Origin of the sequence: Janthinobacterium sp. LPB2021202312-11-4, assembly GCF_037049705.1 — a bacterium.
In the GTDB taxonomy this organism is placed as follows: Bacteria; Pseudomonadota; Gammaproteobacteria; order Pseudomonadales; family Pseudomonadaceae; genus Aquipseudomonas.
The window spans coordinates 249539-262125 of the sequence record NZ_JBAGKV010000005.1 but is presented as its reverse complement, the minus strand read 5'-3'; the positions used below and the strand labels follow the sequence as shown (position 1 = coordinate 262125).

16 protein-coding genes are annotated in these 12587 nt (G+C 59.9%); 4 read left to right on the top strand and 12 right to left on the bottom strand.

Features of this window, described 5'->3' with window-relative positions; translation table 11 throughout:
• Positions 1–80: 80 nt before the first annotated feature.
• Positions 81–935, top strand: a complete 855-nt coding sequence (locus V5E99_RS08165; protein ID WP_499801984.1) for a LysR family transcriptional regulator — start codon at positions 81–83, stop codon at positions 933–935.
• A 123-nt stretch (positions 936–1058) separates the two neighbouring features.
• Here the strand turns inward: V5E99_RS08165 and V5E99_RS08160 are convergent, their stop codons facing one another.
• Positions 1059–1901 (bottom strand): LysR family transcriptional regulator, encoded by an 843-nt coding sequence (locus tag V5E99_RS08160; RefSeq protein WP_499801983.1) that lies wholly within the window; start codon positions 1899–1901, stop codon positions 1059–1061.
• Between the two features lie 111 nt (positions 1902–2012).
• Between V5E99_RS08160 and V5E99_RS08155 the strand changes: the two genes are divergently transcribed.
• Entirely contained in the window at positions 2013–2738 is a 726-nt protein-coding gene (locus V5E99_RS08155; RefSeq protein ID WP_499801982.1) for an SDR family oxidoreductase, read from the top strand.
• Positions 2739–2871: 133 nt separating this feature from the next.
• Here V5E99_RS08155 and V5E99_RS08150 read toward each other — a convergent pair whose 3' ends face one another.
• The 4 genes from V5E99_RS08150 to V5E99_RS08135 form a co-directional block, all read right to left on the bottom strand.
• Positions 2872–4107 (bottom strand): RNA polymerase sigma factor, encoded by a 1236-nt coding sequence (locus V5E99_RS08150; RefSeq protein WP_499801981.1) that lies wholly within the window; start codon positions 4105–4107, stop codon positions 2872–2874.
• Positions 4107–4598, bottom strand: a complete 492-nt coding sequence (locus V5E99_RS08145; RefSeq protein WP_499801980.1) for an SRPBCC family protein — start codon at positions 4596–4598, stop codon at positions 4107–4109. The genes V5E99_RS08150 and V5E99_RS08145 overlap by 1 nt, the downstream gene beginning before the upstream one ends.
• A 26-nt stretch (positions 4599–4624) precedes the next feature.
• Positions 4625–4969: a YciI family protein gene (locus tag V5E99_RS08140; protein WP_499801979.1), complete on the bottom strand. Its 345-nt coding sequence runs from the start codon at positions 4967–4969 to the stop codon at positions 4625–4627.
• A 66-nt stretch (positions 4970–5035) separates the two neighbouring features.
• Complete coding sequence (locus V5E99_RS08135) at positions 5036–5461, bottom strand: YybH family protein (protein WP_499801978.1); 426 nt, start codon at positions 5459–5461, stop codon at positions 5036–5038.
• A gap of 141 nt (positions 5462–5602) precedes the next feature.
• Here V5E99_RS08135 and V5E99_RS08130 point away from each other — a divergent pair, with 141 nt between their 5' ends.
• Positions 5603–6088: a GNAT family N-acetyltransferase gene (locus V5E99_RS08130; protein WP_499801977.1), complete on the top strand. Its 486-nt coding sequence runs from the start codon at positions 5603–5605 to the stop codon at positions 6086–6088.
• A gap of 71 nt (positions 6089–6159) precedes the next feature.
• Here the strand turns inward: V5E99_RS08130 and V5E99_RS08125 are convergent, their stop codons facing one another.
• From V5E99_RS08125 to V5E99_RS08105, 5 genes are all read right to left on the bottom strand, one after another.
• Positions 6160–6501 (bottom strand): hypothetical protein, encoded by a 342-nt coding sequence (locus V5E99_RS08125; protein ID WP_499801976.1) that lies wholly within the window; start codon positions 6499–6501, stop codon positions 6160–6162.
• Entirely contained in the window at positions 6494–6760 is a 267-nt protein-coding gene (locus tag V5E99_RS08120; RefSeq protein WP_499801975.1) for a hypothetical protein, read from the bottom strand. The genes V5E99_RS08125 and V5E99_RS08120 overlap by 8 nt, the downstream gene beginning before the upstream one ends.
• Positions 6761–6859: 99 nt before the next feature.
• A complete protein-coding gene (locus V5E99_RS08115) occupies positions 6860–7348 on the bottom strand; it encodes a GNAT family N-acetyltransferase (protein ID WP_499801974.1) in 489 nt (162 codons plus the stop codon).
• A gap of 314 nt (positions 7349–7662) precedes the next feature.
• The gene (locus V5E99_RS08110) at positions 7663–8148 is read right to left on the bottom strand and encodes a GyrI-like domain-containing protein (RefSeq protein WP_499801973.1); all 486 of its coding nucleotides are present in this window, start codon (positions 8146–8148) and stop codon (positions 7663–7665) included.
• Between the two features lie 67 nt (positions 8149–8215).
• Complete coding sequence (locus tag V5E99_RS08105) at positions 8216–8878, bottom strand: LysE family translocator (RefSeq protein ID WP_499801972.1); 663 nt, start codon at positions 8876–8878, stop codon at positions 8216–8218.
• Between the two features lie 139 nt (positions 8879–9017).
• On the opposite strand from V5E99_RS08105, the gene alaC reads away from it, so the two are divergent.
• Positions 9018–10235, top strand: coding sequence for an alanine transaminase (alaC, locus tag V5E99_RS08100; protein ID WP_499801971.1), 1218 nt, complete (start codon positions 9018–9020; stop codon positions 10233–10235).
• Between the two features lie 217 nt (positions 10236–10452).
• Here alaC and V5E99_RS08095 read toward each other — a convergent pair whose 3' ends face one another.
• Entirely contained in the window at positions 10453–11805 is a 1353-nt protein-coding gene (locus V5E99_RS08095) for a GntP family permease (protein ID WP_499801970.1), read from the bottom strand.
• 82 nt (positions 11806–11887) lie between these two features.
• Positions 11888–12421, bottom strand: a complete 534-nt coding sequence (locus V5E99_RS08090; protein ID WP_499801969.1) for a gluconokinase — start codon at positions 12419–12421, stop codon at positions 11888–11890.
• Positions 12422–12587: the final 166 nt, after the last annotated feature.

The following is a 12587-nucleotide window of genomic DNA, read 5'->3' as shown; positions in this document are numbered from 1 at the left end:
CCCTGAGTGACGGTGGTTGCGATGATCCGCCGGCACACCGATACTTCCTAACCAATAACCATCGATCAAGGCGATAGTTCATGGCCTCTCACGAAGTGTTGCTGGCGTTTGTCGAAGCCGCGACCCAAGGTTCGTTTTCGGCGGCGGCGCGTAAACTCGGGCGCAGTCAGTCGACCATCAGTGCGGCGGTGGCCAGCCTGGAGATCGACCTCAACCTGACGCTGTTCGACCGCAGCAGCCGCAAGCCGAGCCTGACCGCCGCCGGGCATGTGATGCTGCAACGGGCCGAGGACATCCTCGCCGCCACCAGTCGCCTGGAAATGGCCGCCAGTCAACTGTCCCAAGGCACTGAGCCGAAGTTGACCGTGGCAATCTCCGACACTTATCAATCCGACCGTTTCGAAGCCGCCCTCAGTGCGTTCGAACAGCGTTATCCCGACCTGGAACTCGAATGCCTGATCGCTGAATGCGATGACTTGGTGGCGTTGGTGCAACGGGGTCGGGCCCATGTTGCCTTCGCCGAAATGCAGGACAGCTACCCGCCGGACCTGGTCAGTTCGACCGTCGACGAGCGCACGGAAATCGCCCTGTTTGTCGCGCAAACACATCCATTGGCGGCGCTCAGCGGGGTCGATCAAGCCGTGCTGCAACAGCATCGGGAATTGCGTCTGGCGACCATCGTCAACCCGTATGAAAGCCGGGCGAAGGGCCGGGTCTGGTCGGCGCCGAGTTACATCATGCTGCTGGAAATGGCCCAGGGCGGATTTGGCTGGGCGCCGCTGCCACGCTGGCTGGTGGGGCGCTTTGGCGCCGGGTCGCTGGTGGAACTGGAAGTGCGGGGCTGGCCAAAACCGGTGTATGTCGATGCGCTTTGGTCGCGCCTGCATCCGCCGGGGCCGGCGGGCAGTTGGTTGCTCGGCAAGATGTTGGAATAGCGGTGCCGCCATTCGCGAGCAAGCCCGCTCCCACAAGGGGATCTTCGGCGTGGTACAGACCCCATGTGGGAGCGGGCTTGCTCGCGAAGGCTCCAGCCCGGCCAACAACTCTTCAAAACTTGATCACGCCGCCTCAATCACCATCGGCCGATTCACCTGAAAATACTCATGCAACCCCCGCAACGCCGGCAACTCCAACGCCTGCGCCGCGTAACACAACCCCACCCGGCGCGTCGGCGCCGGCAGGTGCAAGGCCCGGGTCACCACCCGCTCATGCCCGCTGACCAACGACTGCGGCAACATCGCCACACCGACCCCGGCGGCCACCATATGCAGCGCCTGTTTCAACGAGCCGGCATGCCCGGCCAGCGCTTGCGGCGAGCGTCCGTACAACGCCATCAAGCGCTGATGGGACGGGTGTTGCGGGCAGGTAATCCAGTCATCGATCGGCGTCCAGGTTTGCCCCGCCCCCGTCGCGGCCATCGGATGCCCGACCGGCAGCGCCATCACATAGGACTCTTCCCACAACGGCAGGAACAGTTCGTCCTCGCAGCACATTTCTTCCACGGCCAATCGACCGTCACCGTGGCAGCCCTCCTCCAGCGTCAGCAACAAATTGGGCAAGGCCTGATGGGCCATGCGCACGAAGGCTTCGATCTGGCTGTCGGCAATATCACCTTCGATGCCCAAGGTCAGCGGCGCGCGGTTTTCCCGGCCACGAAACAAACGGCTCAGGGCCTCGGCTTCGGCCACCATCCGCCGCGCTTGCGGGTACAGCACCCGTGCTTCGTCACTGACTTCAACACCCCGAGGCTGACGCACAAACAGTGCGACGCCCATTTCTTCTTCGAGTTGCTTGATGGTCACGGACAAGGTCGGCTGGCTGATGAACAAGCGCTGGGCCGCCGAGGTGATGTTGCGCTCCTCGAACACCGCGAGGAAGGCTTTGAGATGACGGACATCCATAGGAAATTCCGATAGCAGACAGAGGAATAAGGCATTTTTCAGCCTGTACGGCGGTAAATATACTGCGCCCCACGTTCAGATATTTGTTTTTCTTATTTCAGGAGTCGAGCCATGGGCAAGCCATTGATCATCATCACCGGGGCCAGTTCGGGCATTGGCGAAGCGACCGCACGCCTGCTGAGCGCTGCCGGTCATCCGCTTCTGCTGCTGGCGCGCCGGGTTGAACGCCTGGAAGCGCTGGAGTTACCGAATACCCTGAGCCGCCGCGTCGACATCACCGACCGCGCCGCCCTGCTCGCAGCCGTCGCCGAGGCTGAAGTGCAATTCGGCCCGGCGGACGCCTTGATCAACAATGCCGGCGTCATGTTGCTGGGCGAGATGAGCAAACAGGACCCGGCCCAGTGGGACCAGATGCTCGACGTCAACGTGAAGGGTTTGCTCAACGGCGTGCACGCGGTGGTGGCCGGGATGGTCGAGCGCAAGCACGGCACGATCATCAACATCAGCTCGGTGGCCGGGCGCAAGACCTTCCCGAATCATGTGGCTTATGTCGGCACCAAATTCGCGGTACATGGCCTGTCGGAAAACCTGCGCGAAGAACTGTCGCCGCACAATGTGCGGGTGATCACCATTGCCCCGGGCGCAGTGGAAACCGAATTGCTGAGCCACACCACCGATGAAGCGATCAAGACCGGTTACCAGGCCTGGAAACAGGACATGGGCGGCACGGTGTTGAGCGCCGAGGACGTGGCGTCGGCGATTGCCTATGCGTATCAGCAGCCACAGAACGTGTGTGTTCGCGAGATTGTGTTGACCGCGACCCGGCAGCAGGCCTGACACTCCAGCGCAGGTCCTGATGGCGCCTTCGCGAGCAAGCCCACATTTGATCTCCTGTGTGCCGCAGATCGTATGTACACAAGCGATCCACTGTGTGAGCGAGCTTGCTCGCGATGGGGCCAGTGAATTCACATCACTGCAACGCCTTGATCCGTCCCTCGATAAACCGCCGTTCCGGCTCCAGCCGCGTCAATTCCAGCGCCCGCTGATACGCCTCCCGAGCCTCGTCCACCCGCCCCAACCGCCGACAAAACTCCGCCCGCGCCGAGTGTGCCAAGTGGTAATCCTGCAACGCCCCACGCGCCAGAATCCCTTCCACCACCGTCAGTCCCGCCAACGGCCCGTCGCGCATGGCCAGCGCCACCGCGCGGTTGAGTTCGATCACCGGCGACGGCACCGCCCGCAGTAGCAAGTCATATAACCCTACAATCTGCGGCCAGTCGGTCTCCCCGGCCGTCGGCGCCTCGGCATGCACCGCCGCAATCGCCGCTTGCAGGCAGTACGGCCCGAACCGTCGCAACGTCAGCGCGCGCTCCACCAACGCACAGCCTTCGGCAATCATCCCGGCTTCCCACAACGAGCGGTCCTGCTCATCCAGCAGGATCAGTTCGCCGCTGGGCGAAGTCCGCGCCGGGCGTCGTGATTCGTGCAACAGCATCAGCGCCAGCAAGCCCATCACCTCAGGTTCGGGCAACAACTCCATCAACAAACGCCCGAGACGAATGGCTTCGCGGGTCAAATCTTCACGGGTCAGTTCGGGGCCGACTGACGCCGAATAACCTTCGTTAAACACCAGGTAAATCACCCGCAACACGCTGTCGAGGCGCTCGGGCAATTCCGCCAGGGACGGCACTTGATAAGGGATTTTCGCGTCGCGAATTTTCGCTTTGGCCCGGACGATGCGCTGGGCGATGGCGGTCGGCGCCGAGAGAAAGGCCCGGGCGATTTCTTCCGTGGTCAGGTCGCAGACTTCCCGCAGGGTCAGCGGTACTTGTGCATCCGCCGCGAGGGCCGGGTGACAGCAGGTGAAGATCAGCCGCAGGCGATCATCTTCCAAATCTTCATCACTCCAGTCGGCCTGCTCCAGCTCTTCCAACTGAGCCACCAGCAACGGTCGCGAGGCGTTGAAACGCGCGCGCCGACGCAACACATCGATGGCCTTGAAGCGCCCGGTTGACACCAGCCAGGTGCGCGGATTGTCCGGCACGCCGTCGCGCTGCCAGCGCTCGACCGCGACGAAGAACGCCTCGTGCAAGGCCTCTTCGGCGAGGTCGAAATCGCCAAGCAAACGGATCAACGTCGCCAGGATGCGCCGCGAGTCTTCGCGATAGACCTGCTCGACCCGCGCCTTGACCGCCTCCGCCGACATCAGTCCGGCATGCCTTCGGTCACCAGCGTCACCAACCGATCCAGGCTCTGCCCCCAACCGTCATGGAAACCCATGGCTTCGTGGGCCTGGCGATCTTCTTCGTCCCAGTGCATGGCGCGGGCGGTGTAGAGGGTTTTGCCACCCTGGTCTTCGAGGGTCACCTCGGCGCTCATGAACGGTTTGCCCGACGGAATCCAGCCGGGGATAAACGCGTCGGTAAACACCAGCCGCTCCGGCGCGACGATCTCCAGGAACACGCCCATAGTCGGGTATTCGCTGCCGTCCGGGGCGCGCATCAGGGTGCGAAACTGGCCGCCGACCCACAGGTCCATTTCACACTCCGGCGTGGTCATCCCGTGGGGCCCCCACCACTGGACGAGCAACGCCGGCTCGGTCCAGGCGCGGAAGATTTTCTGCCGGGGCGCGTCGATCAAACGGCTGATCGACAACTCGAATTGGGCAGGCTGTTTTTTCAACGGTTGCGGGCTCATGCAGCTCTCCTGTTTGTCTTTTTTATTCAGGGATTCAACTGGCGAACGGGGCGCACCTCGACACAGCCGACCCGGGCCGCCGGAATGTTGCCGGCAACCTGGATGGCTTCATTGAGGTCCTTGGCATCGATCAGGTAGAAGCCGGCCAACTGCTCCTTGGTTTCGGCGAACGGGCCGTCGGTGATCGACAGTTTGCCGTTGCGCATGCGCACGGTGGTAGCGGTCTGCACCGACTCCAGCGCCTCGGCGGCGACCATTCGGCCGCTGCCCTGGATCGACTCGGCATAGGCCATGCACTCGGCATCCTCAGGGCTGTCGGGCAGTGAATGCAGCGCCTGTTCGTTGCTGTAAACCAGGCATAGGTACTTCATGGGGCTCTCCGGGATCGGCTGATCAACTATGGCTGCTGTTTGGCGCTTTCGTGAAAAAACCGACGATCAGGGTTTCAGGTCGAACAACGCGGCGCCGCTGGTCATGTCGAACGGTGCCGACCAATGCTCATGGACGATCTGCCACAGCCCCGCCGCTTGCCGATAACACTGGGTGCCGCGCATCCAGCAAGCCTGGGTTTCGCCCTGGTCATTGGTGCCGCCGCAATGGGCCAGAAAATGCGCGAAGGCCACCTCTTGTGAGGGCGTGATGTCGATCTCGTGGAACTCGAAAATGTGCGGGCCGGGGCACATTTCCATGCACGCCAGCCAATGCGCGCGGTACGCCGCTTTGCCCTTGAATTGCAGGGCCTTGACCGCGTCGAAGGAGACGATGTCGTCGGCATACAACGCCATGACTTTTTCCACGTCCTTGGACATGACGGCCTGACGGTAGCTTTCAATCAGTTGATGAATCTGCGATTGCGCGTTCATGGGGGATCTCCGTGTTTTTTTTGGTGAAGACACCTTTAGTCGTTCGACCCGGCGATGAATCGACAGCCGAAATAAAAATAATCCATGAACGCAAACTCGCTAGAATCCGAGACACATTTTGTGTTGGAAAAGGACACTCCAGTGACAGCCCTACTCGTGCCTTACGAAAACCTGACCCCCCGGCAGCGCCAACAGGTAGAGGCCATCGAAGTCCACAAAGAACAGATCCGGTTCTCCGGTGACATCCACGGTGCATTGCACAGTTTGTTATCCAAACCCGGCCCCGGCGTCAAAGGCTTTGCCTTGCTGGTGGAAGAGACGCCCGTCGCGTTCCTGTTGCTCAAACGCCCACCGGCGTTGCCGGCCTGGGCCGATGAACACAGCGCCACGCTGCACGCGTTGCAGGTTGATCAGCGCTCCCAGGGCAAAGGCTACGGCAAGGCCTGCCTGCAAGCCCTGCCCGAGGCGGCGCGCCTGGCATTCCCGGAAATCAAAGGGCTGGAATTGTCGGTGGATGCCGACAATGACTCGGCCATCGCGCTGTACGCCAAATTTGGCTTTGTCGACAGTGGCGAGGCGTACAAGGGCCGGATTGGTTATGAACGGCGGATGGGGTTGGTTTTTTGATTTGTTGAAGGAAAATGCGCCTCCACTAAAAAGGGCTGCCTGAGGCAACCCTTGGGAGATGTAACAAGCTGTCAGAGCAAAAGACAGTAGTCGAGTAGTTGTTTCTCGATACTCTGCCGCTGGCCAATAACCAAAGCCACTACGACCAGGCCTTCACTTGGGAACACTTCATACAAAACCCGCTGCCCCATCGGCAGGTACTCACGAAAATTGGTCACTCCAAGGCTTGCCGCTTCTTGGCAAATACCATAAACAAGCGCCTGACTGCTCAGAGCCGTAACGATCTGCATCACCAGTTGGTCAACCATCTGTGCCGCTTTTTTTTGACCGCATTGCTGCACCAGATAGTGCTCTAACGAAATGACCCCATGCTCCGCAGCGGTCGCAAACTCTACTCTGAAGACCTCAGGCATCGTTATCGTCTTGCTGCAATTGACGCCGCTGCGCCAGCCTGGCGAGTAATGCATCGCCAGAAATCAGCTTTCCCTGCTCCTTATCGCGAGAAGAGAACGAAAGCAGCTTGATCAACGCGATCGCCTCATCCCGTCGCTTACGCTCTTCGTAAGACTCGATCACATAAGCCGGAACGCCGTTCTGAGTGACGAGCATTGGCTCGGAAAGATCCAGTGCCGCCGCATTTTTCTTAACAAAACTGATTGTTTCTACTCGCATCTTTCATTCCTCTACTCGCCATCTGGGCAGGACGGACGCCGCAACAAGGTCTGAATTTAGGCTATTAAAAGACCTTCTACAACTCTTCATTTTCTTCCGTTACAACTCCAACACCATCTCATGCCACGCCATCCCGCCATGGTCCGACGCCGACGGCTTGATGTAGGCAAACCCGAACCCGGCATACAGCGGGATATGCCGTTCCTTGCACATCAGATGGATGCTGGCCTTGCCCATCCCGCGCATGCGCTCGATGAATTCCGCCATCAGGCGTTTCGCCAGACCTTGCCCCTGATAATCCGGGTGCACCACCACCGACATGATCACCACATGCGGGCCGGCCGGGTCGTGGCCGATCAGTTCCTTGAAGGCTTCGTCCGACATTTCGACTTCAAACGCCGCACCGGAATTGACGAAACCGGCTACAACGCCATCGACTTCGGCCACGATAAAACCATCGGGCCAAGTGGCGATGCGGGTGGCGATTTTTTCCCGGGTGGCGGCTTCGTCGCCTTCGTAGGCAACGGTTTCGATGGCGTAGCAGCGGTCCAGATCGGCGGGGATGACGTGGCGGATGACGGTGTTCATGGCGGCTCGGTTTCAGCGTTGGAAAGGCCTGGGATCATAGAGGAATAAGGTGTTCATATCGATCACCGTCGGCACCGTAAAGCCTGCGTATAGGCGCTGTCATCGCGCGGCGATTCGGATTATTGCTGTTCCCTGTCTCTGATCATCCATAGGGGAACACACCATGAGCAGCGTTCAAATCGGCCTTCTTATGCTGTTGGGCATCAGCACGTTTGGCTTCATCACGTTGTCGGTCGATCTGTTGCGGGCACGACGGTTGAAACAGGGTAAATAAGCCATCGAGAGGCGGACGAAGGGTCCGCCTCTCGCTGTTTTCAGGCCTTGAGCGGCAACCAGATTTCCAGGGTTCCGGTGTGCAGCTTCGGGTTGAAATCCTCGCTGTAGCGTTCGAACTCCGGGGCATCCGCCGCCGCGCGTCCGGACTGCGGCAGCCAGGTTTTCCAGATGTATTGAAAGGTCTGGGGCAAGGTGTCCAGCGAACCTTTGTGCTCGAACACCGCGTAATGCTGGGGCTGAACCTCGACCCAACGGTACTTCTCGGGCAGGTCGTCGAGTTTGCTGATTTCCACGCCGGCGATGTATTCGAACCCACCCATGCCGTCGGGATTGCAGCAGATGCCGTAGGTCACTTCGCTTTTCTGACCGGGAATCTTGCCAATCTCGGGAATGAATTTCTCCCAGAGGTCGGGGATCTGCTTGGACGTTGCCTGGGTAAATCGCCCGCCCAGCCCGGCAATGAGCAGGAAATGCCCGCTCTCGAAACGTGGCTCGGCCGGTTTGACGCGTGTTTGCTCATCCATGATTCAACTCCTGGTACAAAAAAGTGGGTTCGGCTGGGAGTATAGAAGCCAAACCCGATTCGCCCACTCAGAGCCCCGGCAACTGCTCGACGGCGGCTTTGACAATAAACTCGTTGTAGCCCGATAGGATCACGTACACCGCGAAATAGCAGAAGATCGCCGCCGATGCCATGTAGGAGTAGCGCAGCAGCTTGTCACCCAGCAGTTTGCCGCCGTGACTGGCGGCGAAGCACAAACCGGCACTCCAGAGCAGTCCGGCACAGAAGAACCCGCTGAGGAACAACGCCGAACTGAGCGGACCTGAAGCACCGGAACGCGCAATCAGCGTACCGCCCACCGCCGCGAACCAGAGAATCGCGCTGGGCGACGACATCGCGAGGAAAATCCCTCGGAAAAACTCTTTGCGGTGGGAGTTTTGCCCGACTTCCGCAGTCTGGGCCAACACCGCTTCATGGTGGATGGCCGAATAAATCATCTTCGCCGCGAAGTACACCAGCAACGCCGAACCGCCAATCCACAACACCCAGCGCACGGTTTCGTATTGCAGCAAAACGGTCATCCCGGCCAGCGCCAGCACGGCGTAGATCAGGTCGCCGACACAGGTCCCCAAACCCAGCGCAAAGCCTTGAAAATAGCCGCGTTGCATGGCCAGGGTGATCATCGCGATATTGGCCACGCCGATATCCAGGCACAACGAAAGGCTCAGCAAGAAGCCACTGCTAAATTCCATCTAGGGATTTCCTTCGGACAAATTTGTTTACACAGTCACTGGACAGTGTGCCACAACAGCCCTTACATTCCGCCACAGGCCACCGCAGTGGCCAGCGTCGCTCGGACGGTTCCGGGCGCTCACGTTATCCGAGGCAACAATGGCTAACCCAGGTTCGCCGCGCCGCTTTGCGCGCATAGATCGACTCCCCCCTTACGTATTCAACATCACTGCCGAGCTGAAGATGGCCGCCCGTCGTCGTGGCGAAGACATCATCGACTTCAGCATGGGCAACCCCGATGGCCCGACCCCGCCGCACATCGTCGAAAAACTGGTGACCGTCGCCCAGCGCGAAGACACCCACGGTTACTCGACGTCCAAGGGCATCCCGCGTCTGCGCCGGGCGATTTCCAATTGGTACAAGGATCGCTACGCGGTCGACATCGACCCGGAAACCGAAGCCATTGTCACCATCGGTTCCAAGGAAGGCCTGGCGCACTTGATGCTGGCCACCCTCGACCAGGGCGACACCGTGCTGGTGCCGAACCCGAGCTACCCGATTCACATCTACGGTGCCGTGATTGCAGGCGCCCAGGTGCGCTCGGTGCCGTTGATTCCGGGGGTGGACTTCTTCGCCGAACTGGAAAGCGCAATTCGCGGCTCGATCCCGAAACCGAAAATGATGATTCTCGGCTTCCCGTCCAACCCCACCGCTCAATGCGTGGAGCTGGATTTCTTCGAACGCGTGATCGCCCTCGCCAAGCAGTACGACGTTTTGGTGGTGCACGACCTGGCCTATGCCGACATCGTCTACGACGGCTGGAAAGCCCCGTCGATCATGCAAGTGCCGGGCGCCAAGGACATTGCGGTGGAGTTTTTCACCCTGTCCAAGAGCTACAACATGGCGGGCTGGCGGATTGGTTTCATGGTCGGCAACGCCGAATTGGTCAACGCCCTGGCGCGGATCAAGAGCTACCACGACTACGGCACGTTCACCCCGCTGCAAGTCGCGGCGATTGCCGCGCTTGAAGGCGATCAGCAGTGCGTCAAAGACATCGCCGAGCAGTACCGCCAGCGCCGCAACGTACTGGTCAAAGGCCTGCATGAATTGGGCTGGATGGTCGAAAACCCGAAAGCCTCGATGTATGTCTGGGCGAAGATTCCCGAGGCGTATGCGCATCTGGGCTCGCTGGAGTTCGCCAAGAAAATGCTCGCCGAAGCGAAGGTTTGCGTCTCGCCGGGCGTAGGATTCGGGGAATACGGGGATGATCACGTGCGCTTCGCGCTGATCGAAAACCAGGACCGGATTCGTCAAGCCGTGCGCGGGATTCGCGGGATGTTCCGGGCGGATGGGCTCGTCACCAAAGCCAACGCCTGACACCCAACACCCAACACCCAACACCCAACACCCAACACTGTAGGAGCTGTCGAGTGAAACGAGGCTGCGATCTTTTGATTTTGATCTTAAAAACAAGATCAAAAGATCGCAGCCTCGTTTCACTCGACAGCTCCTACAGGGATTAGGGGATTGCAGAGCTTTTGATTCACCCACAAAAAAACCGCATCGCTGCGGTTTTTTTGTGTCCGCGGGGTGTTTAAACCACCAGCGACAACAACAGGATAAAGCCCAGCGCCACCACGGACAGGATGGTTTCCATCGCGGTCCAGGTCTTGAAGGTTTCAGCCACGGTCATGTTGAAGTACTGCTTCACCAGCCAGAAACCGGCGTCGTTGACGTGGGATAGCACCAGCGAACCAGCACCGGTGGCCAGCACCAGCAGCTCACGGTTCACGCCCGGAATCATCCCCACCACCGGCACCACGATGCCCGCGCCAGTAATGGTTGCCACAGTGGCAGACCCCGTCGCCACGCGAATCACCGCCGCCACTAGCCACGCCAGCAGGATCGGCGAAATCTGTGCGTTGACCGCCATGTGGCCGATCACGTCACCCACACCGCTGGTCACCAGCATCTGCTTGAAGCCACCACCGGCACCGATGATCAGAATGATCGCGGCGGTCGGCGCCAGGCTTGCATCCAGCAGTTTGAGGATTTGCTTGGAACCGATGCCCTGACGATGTCCAAAGGTGTACAGCGACAGCAGCAACGCCAGCAGCAGCGCCGAGATCGGATGACCGATCAGGTCCATCCAGCTGCGGAAGAAGTGCCCGTCCGGCAGCGCGACGTCGGCGAAAGTCTTGAGCAGCATCAGGAACACCGGCAACAGCACGGTGACCAAGGTAATGGCGAAGCTTGGCAGGTTGGTCGCTTCTGGCTCGCGGGCCAGTTGATCCACCAGTTCCTGGTTGGCATGGCCCGGAATGTACTTGGCGATGAACGTGCCGAAAATCGGGCCGGCAATGATGGCCGTTGGCAGCGCAACGATCAGGCCGTACAGAATGGTTTTACCGATGTCGGCACCGAACACGCCGATGGCCAGCAACGGGCCCGGGTGCGGCGGCACCAAACCGTGGACCGCCGACAGACCGGCCAGCAGCGGGATACCAATCTTGATGATCGAAACGCCGGTACGCCGGGCCACGATGAACACCAGCGGAATCAGCAGCACAAAGCCGATTTCGAAGAACAACGGAATCCCGACCAGGAATGCCGCGAACATCATGGCCCACTGCACGCGTTCTTTGCCGAACGCGCGAATCAGGGTCTGGGCAATCTGATCCGCCCCGCCGGATTCGGCCATCATTTTGCCGAGCATGGTGCCCAGCGCCAGGATGATCCCGACAAAACCCAGCACACCGCCGAAACCGTCCTGGAACGCCTTTAGGATGGTGCCCACCGGCATGCCGGAAGTCAGGCCGAGGAAACCGGCGGCGATGATCAGGGCAATGAATGGGTGCAGTTTGAATTTGGTGATCAGGACAATAAGCCCGATCACGGTGACCACTGCATCTAGCAGCAGAAACGACTCGTGGGACATGCCAAACATTAGGGGTGTCTCCTGATTGTTGTTGTTATTAAAGCGGGTAATTCGAAAACCATAAGGACAGCGCTATCTCTTCGAAGAAAACTCATACCGCGCGTTTCAAACCGTGTTCGAGCCACCAGACGTGAGCCTGCTTCGCCAGTTGCTCGACGCTGTGGTTCGAAGCGTCCAGCGCCAAGGTCAGCGGCTCGCCGACCGGCGATTCAAGGGTGGCGAACTGGCTGTCGATCAAAGTCGAGGGCATGAAGTGGCCCGGGCGGTGCGACACACGCTCGGCGGCGACTTCAGGGGTCAGTTCCAGGAATACGAAACCCAGGCCCGGCAAAGCACTGCGCAGCACTTCGCGGTAACTGTGTTTGAGGGCCGAACAGGTCAGCACCGGGCGTTGGCCCTTGGCATCGACGCGGCGCAGTTCATCGCACAGGCTGTCGAGCCAGCCGGCACGGTCTTCGTCGTTCAGGGGGATACCCGCGCTCATCTTTTCGATATTGGCGGCAGGGTGGAAAGTGTCGCCTTCAATGGCAGTCGCGCCGCTGAGCTGGCACAAGGCCTCGCTGACGCAAGTCTTGCCGCAACCGGCAACGCCCATGATGACCAGGGCGGTGATGGGATGATTCATGAAACACCTCAGCGCGCAGACAGCGCTACCTTTGCTACGTAAGACTCTAGTGCAAAAGCAGAAGTTGCCGACGCCTTCTTGTCATTTTTGTGGGTTGCAGCATGTTCGTTCACAAGGCCAAAAAGCGAGGTTCAGGCAAAACTCGCTTACGCATTTGCAGCGGCTT

Coding starts and splice junctions, on each gene's coding strand:
- V5E99_RS08120 (WP_499801975.1), bottom strand. CDS start 6,760: ATGCGAGTAGAAACAATCAGTTTTGTTAAGAAAAATGCGGCGGCACTG.
- V5E99_RS08090 (WP_499801969.1), bottom strand. CDS start 12,421: ATGAATCATCCCATCACCGCCCTGGTCATCATGGGCGTTGCCGGTTGC.
- V5E99_RS08145 (WP_499801980.1), bottom strand. CDS start 4,598: ATGAGCCCGCAACCGTTGAAAAAACAGCCTGCCCAATTCGAGTTGTCG.
- V5E99_RS08140 (WP_499801979.1), bottom strand. CDS start 4,969: ATGAAGTACCTATGCCTGGTTTACAGCAACGAACAGGCGCTGCATTCA.
- V5E99_RS08135 (WP_499801978.1), bottom strand. CDS start 5,461: ATGAACGCGCAATCGCAGATTCATCAACTGATTGAAAGCTACCGTCAG.
- V5E99_RS08165 (WP_499801984.1), top strand. CDS start 81: ATGGCCTCTCACGAAGTGTTGCTGGCGTTTGTCGAAGCCGCGACCCAA.
- V5E99_RS08095 (WP_499801970.1), bottom strand. CDS start 11,805: ATGTTTGGCATGTCCCACGAGTCGTTTCTGCTGCTAGATGCAGTGGTC.
- V5E99_RS08150 (WP_499801981.1), bottom strand. CDS start 4,107: ATGTCGGCGGAGGCGGTCAAGGCGCGGGTCGAGCAGGTCTATCGCGAA.
- V5E99_RS08155 (WP_499801982.1), top strand. CDS start 2,013: ATGGGCAAGCCATTGATCATCATCACCGGGGCCAGTTCGGGCATTGGC.
- V5E99_RS08105 (WP_499801972.1), bottom strand. CDS start 8,878: ATGGAATTTAGCAGTGGCTTCTTGCTGAGCCTTTCGTTGTGCCTGGAT.
- alaC (WP_499801971.1), top strand. CDS start 9,018: ATGGCTAACCCAGGTTCGCCGCGCCGCTTTGCGCGCATAGATCGACTC.
- V5E99_RS08125 (WP_499801976.1), bottom strand. CDS start 6,501: ATGCCTGAGGTCTTCAGAGTAGAGTTTGCGACCGCTGCGGAGCATGGG.
- V5E99_RS08160 (WP_499801983.1), bottom strand. CDS start 1,901: ATGGATGTCCGTCATCTCAAAGCCTTCCTCGCGGTGTTCGAGGAGCGC.
- V5E99_RS08115 (WP_499801974.1), bottom strand. CDS start 7,348: ATGAACACCGTCATCCGCCACGTCATCCCCGCCGATCTGGACCGCTGC.
- V5E99_RS08110 (WP_499801973.1), bottom strand. CDS start 8,148: ATGGATGAGCAAACACGCGTCAAACCGGCCGAGCCACGTTTCGAGAGC.